The organism is Nostoc sp. (assembly GCF_036916575.1).
Lineage (GTDB): Bacteria > Cyanobacteriota > Cyanobacteriia > Cyanobacteriales > Nostocaceae > Nostoc.
In genome coordinates this window covers 1-4,795 of the sequence record NZ_JBALGC010000019.1, presented here as the reverse complement: position 1 = coordinate 4,795, position 4,795 = coordinate 1, and the positions used below count along the sequence as shown (strand labels likewise).

At 39.9% G+C, this 4,795-nt stretch carries 5 protein-coding genes, 3 pseudogenes and 1 riboswitch; all 8 genes and pseudogenes read right to left on the bottom strand.

Annotated elements, in window-relative coordinates; genetic code table 11:
* A partial coding sequence (locus tag V7L29_RS06215) for a hypothetical protein (protein WP_334734881.1) occupies positions 1-193 on the bottom strand: 193 nt, incomplete at its 3' end.
* A 62-nt stretch (positions 194-255) separates the two neighbouring features.
* Positions 256-564: pseudogene (locus V7L29_RS06210) on the bottom strand (DUF1636 domain-containing protein); the annotation flags it as partial.
* A 122-nt stretch (positions 565-686) separates the two neighbouring features.
* Positions 687-788, bottom strand: a pseudogene (locus V7L29_RS06205) (FeS-binding protein); the annotation flags it as partial.
* 478 nt (positions 789-1,266) lie between these two features.
* A riboswitch (cobalamin riboswitch) is annotated at positions 1,267-1,409 on the bottom strand.
* 82 nt (positions 1,410-1,491) lie between these two features.
* Positions 1,492-2,460, bottom strand: coding sequence for an N-acetylmuramoyl-L-alanine amidase family protein (locus V7L29_RS06200; RefSeq protein ID WP_334734880.1), 969 nt, complete (start codon positions 2,458-2,460; stop codon positions 1,492-1,494).
* A 36-nt stretch (positions 2,461-2,496) separates the two neighbouring features.
* Positions 2,497-2,754 (bottom strand): hypothetical protein, encoded by a 258-nt coding sequence (locus tag V7L29_RS35440; RefSeq protein WP_442944144.1) that lies wholly within the window; start codon positions 2,752-2,754, stop codon positions 2,497-2,499.
* Between the two features lie 13 nt (positions 2,755-2,767).
* Complete coding sequence (locus V7L29_RS06185; protein ID WP_334734878.1) at positions 2,768-3,013, bottom strand: hypothetical protein; 246 nt, start codon at positions 3,011-3,013, stop codon at positions 2,768-2,770.
* Between the two features lie 10 nt (positions 3,014-3,023).
* Entirely contained in the window at positions 3,024-3,689 is a 666-nt protein-coding gene (locus V7L29_RS06180) for an MFS transporter (RefSeq protein WP_334734877.1), read from the bottom strand.
* Positions 3,690-3,791: 102 nt separating this feature from the next.
* A pseudogene (locus tag V7L29_RS06175) lies at positions 3,792-4,795 on the bottom strand (hypothetical protein); the annotation flags it as partial.

The window sequence follows — 4,795 nt, the reverse complement described above, 5'->3', positions numbered from 1 at the left end:
TTGTATCTCCAATACCAATGCGGTCAATTCCTGCTTCTAGTTGGGTTTTCCAGTTAGATTCTTCAACTTGTCGCACTGTTTGCAGTAATGATTCTCCCTCTAGCTTGCCACTCCAAAATGCTTCTAATGCTTTTTTAACTTCCCGATTTTTACCGATACGAGGATAGCCTAATGTTGTGGTTTGAATCTGCATGATTTTTTATTCCTTTGAAGATTAAATAATTTGGAAACTGGTAATTTTCACTCAGTTTTCAATTAACAACAACTTATGTTTAATTGCGTCCACTTACTTTGTGGTGGAATCTTTGCTAGAATTCCTTTTTTTAGAGGTTCAGGTCGTTCTGACCAAAGTAGTGAACCATCGCCTTTAGCATAGTATTGATTGGCACATTGCAGAACCGCAGATGCACAACTATCACTTAGTAAATCGCCAAATAAATAGGTTGGTTTTCCTGACGCAACAAAAGCAATTACACAAGAACGGTTACAAGCGCTCATACATTCAACTCCCTGAATGGAGAATTTATTTTGTAATTCCCAATTGAATGCAAGTTGTTGCAGATGTAGTAATAAGTAAGTCGGTGCAATAAAACCAAACTGTGTGAAGAAAAGTAAATAAGGCTCAAACTCTTTCTCCCCCTGCCCCCTGCCCCCTGCCTTATCCCAACAATAATTATTTACGCCGACCTACTTAGTTGCTGACCGCCACTTTCTCCAATTCGCTTGCCATCTTGCCACACGCTAGCGCAGGTCGTGCAAACAAATAAAGTATGTTGTTTGTTAAGCATTAATTTTGAAATGTGTTGGATTAAGTCCCAAGCGCAGATATTACACAGTTTTGTCAGCATGAATCTAACCTTGCTGACTGTGCAATGTATCTGTTGCAAACTATTAGTAATAATTGACCAACAATTCCTTGATGGTACAATCCGCAGGATTTGTCTGTAGAATCAATCCAAAATCTCAAAATTGAATCGCCAGTGTAAGGTCAGATAACACGAAAGCAGACATTATCAAGTAGTTCTTGATGCTCTTTTAAAACAAGACTGCCACTTTTCACATCAGCGATAATCATGCCAAATAACCTAGTAGTACAGACACTTACTGAAAATTACACTTCTAGGCGCAATTTGTACCGCTAATTAATTGTCTATCATCTCAAAAGCAGGCCGTGACCTGAAGTGTGTCTTTGGCACGATGAAGAAATGAAATTGATTGATCGTGAAAATATTCATAGTTGCGCTTATCTATACCTCGTAGATTTCAGCAGGAGTTAACTGTTCGGCGGGCGTTCTGACTCACAAGGCAAACCTTGATTACAGCTGCGGGACAGCGCCGGATTCACACCGGACTTTCCCCGTTTCCTCTAGTGGCTGTTCTCCACTAGAACCGACTTGTAAGTTTAAACTATATCATTGTTTACTGTCTAATGCAAAATTCAATCACTTATTTTGTGATTGATATAAAACCCTGATTTAATCAGAAAATTACTTACTTTTGCCGTAAATACTGGAGAATACCGCGAACAATCGCCTCAGCCATCCGATTATCATACTCTGGGTTCGCCAGTCTGGGGTTGTCTTCAGAACCTGTTACAAAACCAGTTTCTATTAAAATTGCGGGCATAGTATTTTTTCTCAGCACGTAAAATCTAGCTCGTTTTACTCCTCGGTCTTTTAATGTCGGAATACTTTGAAGAATGCTTTTGTGAACCACTTGTGCTAAACGATAACCCCTGTCATAATGATAAGTTTTTAAACCATTTGCACTAGGGTTGTTATCAATTGAGTTTGCATGAATGCTCACAAATAAGTCTGCATGAGCGTGTTCTGCCATGACAACCCTCGGAGCAAGGTCTACATAATAGTCAGCATCCCTTGTCATGATAACTTTAATACCATTTTGCTCTAAAAGTGAAGCTACTTTTTTACCGATTCTCAAAATGATATCCTTTTCTTTCAGTCCCTGAAGACCAATAGCACCCGTATCTTTTCCCCCATGTCCGGGGTCAATAATTATGACTATTCGTCCTTTGAAAGGACGAGGTATCGGTTGTGAGATTTCAGATGTAGTCGTTGGTGGAGAGTCGGGGTCTGGAAATCGTATAGGTAAAGGAGGAATAGAAATTGGGATTTTTGTTATAGAAGTAGAAGGTAGTGAAACAAAGCGATCGCGCTGAAATTCTAATGCTAATATTTGAGAACTAATTTGGTTAAGTTGCTTAATTTGCACCCTAGACGCAGGTTGAATATAAATTACTACCGTTTCTCTTTCTTGCTGTTGTAAACGTACCCGCAATACAGGACTATTTGCATTCCAAGTCGGCCCGGTAATATTGCTTGCGAGTTTAGCATTCGGGATAAAGATTCGGTAAAGGGCTGTTTGTCTATCCCAATTACTCGTGACATTTGATAAACTGCGATCGCTTCTAATTAACAGTTGTGTACCATTGCTTGCCAATTCTACAGACTCAATTGTGGAAGGGGAAGTAGGTAATTAGGTAATTGAGTCAGATTGATTATTGCTTTGTTGTGACTTGACTACTCCACTATAAGGTAACAGTACTATACCGTCGCTACTACTAACCGTTGCCCGCCAATTAGGACTATTTTTATCTATACGTAAGGTCATGCGGACGGTGGGTATTGCACTTTTTAGTTGAGTAAATTGAATGCTGTTGACACCGTATCGGTTGATTGACTGCTGTTGTTGTAGATTAGGCGATAGAGTTGCACCTTTAATATTAATGTCTATAACGCTACGATTGTCAATGTTCTAATTCTCTTAGTATTTCCCCATCTGGATTACCAGCCAGAGAGTATAATGTCTCAGGCATCATCTCGATAATCACTTCCAAAAAAGGCTGTCCGGCAGAAATATCACTAAGTGATTCTATTTCTATCCTTCTACCGTAGACACCATATCTTCCACTCTCAAGGTAAGTTTGCCGAGACTGAGTTTCTCCAGAGAGGAACAACCGCCATAAGTCTGCACTACACACACCTATTGTCAATTGGAGAAGTTCAGTTGTATGCCCGCAAGTTGGTTATTAGTAATACGCTCAAGAAACTCAATGCTGCACTAATGATAAACATAAATGTATATCCCGTAGCACTGGCGATCGCACCGCTAAGAACTGAAGCAGCAATTCCGCCAATGTATACTACTGACACCTGAAATGTATAATCAGTAGCGGCTGTAGCAGGTTCGCATTTATCCATCATGGCACTTAGTAATGCAGTATATGCCATACTTTGAGCTGCATTGACTGTTATACTCACAGCATACAGCACGGGTAAACTACTGATACCAATTGCAGGTATGATATACAAAAGTGTCACCATGCTAGCGGCAAAGCCAAATAGAGCTAGAGAACGTAATCTTCCCAAGTGGGTAATCAAAACTCCTGCAATCAAAGCACTAACAATACGGACACTGTAACTGACAATACCCAACATTAAGCCAATATCTGAGAGCGACAAACCTCTATCAACAAAAAGTGGACGAAGCATTGTACCTGACATCATTTCGCCTCCCATATATAGCAATACTACGAAAAGCCACGGTAATGCTTTGGGACGCGAGAGAAAGTTGATAAAAGGTTGAAAATAAAATTTAAAAAAGTTCGATTTCTGAGATTTCTTACTAACTTGTTCTTGATGCAATAGTACTGGAATACAAATTACCATTAAATTCCCAAACTCTCAATGCTGGGGTGGGGGATGAAAAAGTGAAAGATTATTTCAGCGCCTATACCAGCAAAAAAATAAACAATCAGAAAAATCCAGCTATTAGGTCTCACCTTCTTGAAACGCCAACTCCAACGAAAACGGTAGACACCCAAGATTGGCAGCTGCCCACTCGTTGGCTTCTGCAATTAGGATTTTGTTACCAGAATCGAGATAAAATTGCATTTTAGCACTCTGCTCTAGTCTTTCCCGTTCTTTGCCCCCAATTAAGCATCGCGCAATCAGGCAGTACTCTCTAGCTACACGCTTGGCGTGGGATGCTGCTTGGAGTCGCAACTTAGTCAGATTCTTCAGTTCTGACAAAGCGAGAGTTGTTGCTGGGTCGCCTGAAGATGTGCTTTGCTCGCTAACTTCGGCTTTTTGTGACATTTCAGGCGGGACAATTGCAGATGTAGGCCCAGTAGGTGGAATACTAACAGAATTGATTAATAAGTTTTTGTTATTATAATTTTCAGCCGCGTTGGAGTTAGAAAGGCATTTAAAATCCTTATCTGAATTACTTTGATTAACGTTTTGATCCAGTTGTATAATATTTGAATAAACTAATGAATTATCAGAATTACTGACAGATGAAGTTAAAGACAAATCTTCTGGCTGTAATAAATTCAATTCTTCGGAATTAATATTAATTTCCTCAGATTCATCTTGTACTTGTGGTACAAACAATTCTCTTTGAGACTCAGCAACTTCTTCAAAACTTACTACCGCCTGCTGCCCTGTAAGGGCATCGGCAACAGGCAGTAAACATTTACAAAAAACCTTCATATAGAAAAAATGACCGTCATTTTCAGTTTTATAAGGGTTTTCAGGACTTTGTTTTGCAAATGAGTTTGGAAAGCTATTAAATTGCCCGTCATTGCTTAATTGATAAGGGTTTAAGCTATTTTCTGTCCACGGATCTAAGATGTAGCGCGTGGGATGCCACAAATGCAAGTGCTTTTGTAGTGTCTCTTGTGAGATAGTTTTGTGAAAGCGGCGCTTGTACTCAGCACGTATCGCTTTCCCCCGTTCAGTAGCCCCTACTGGCAACCCACTATCCCACTCTA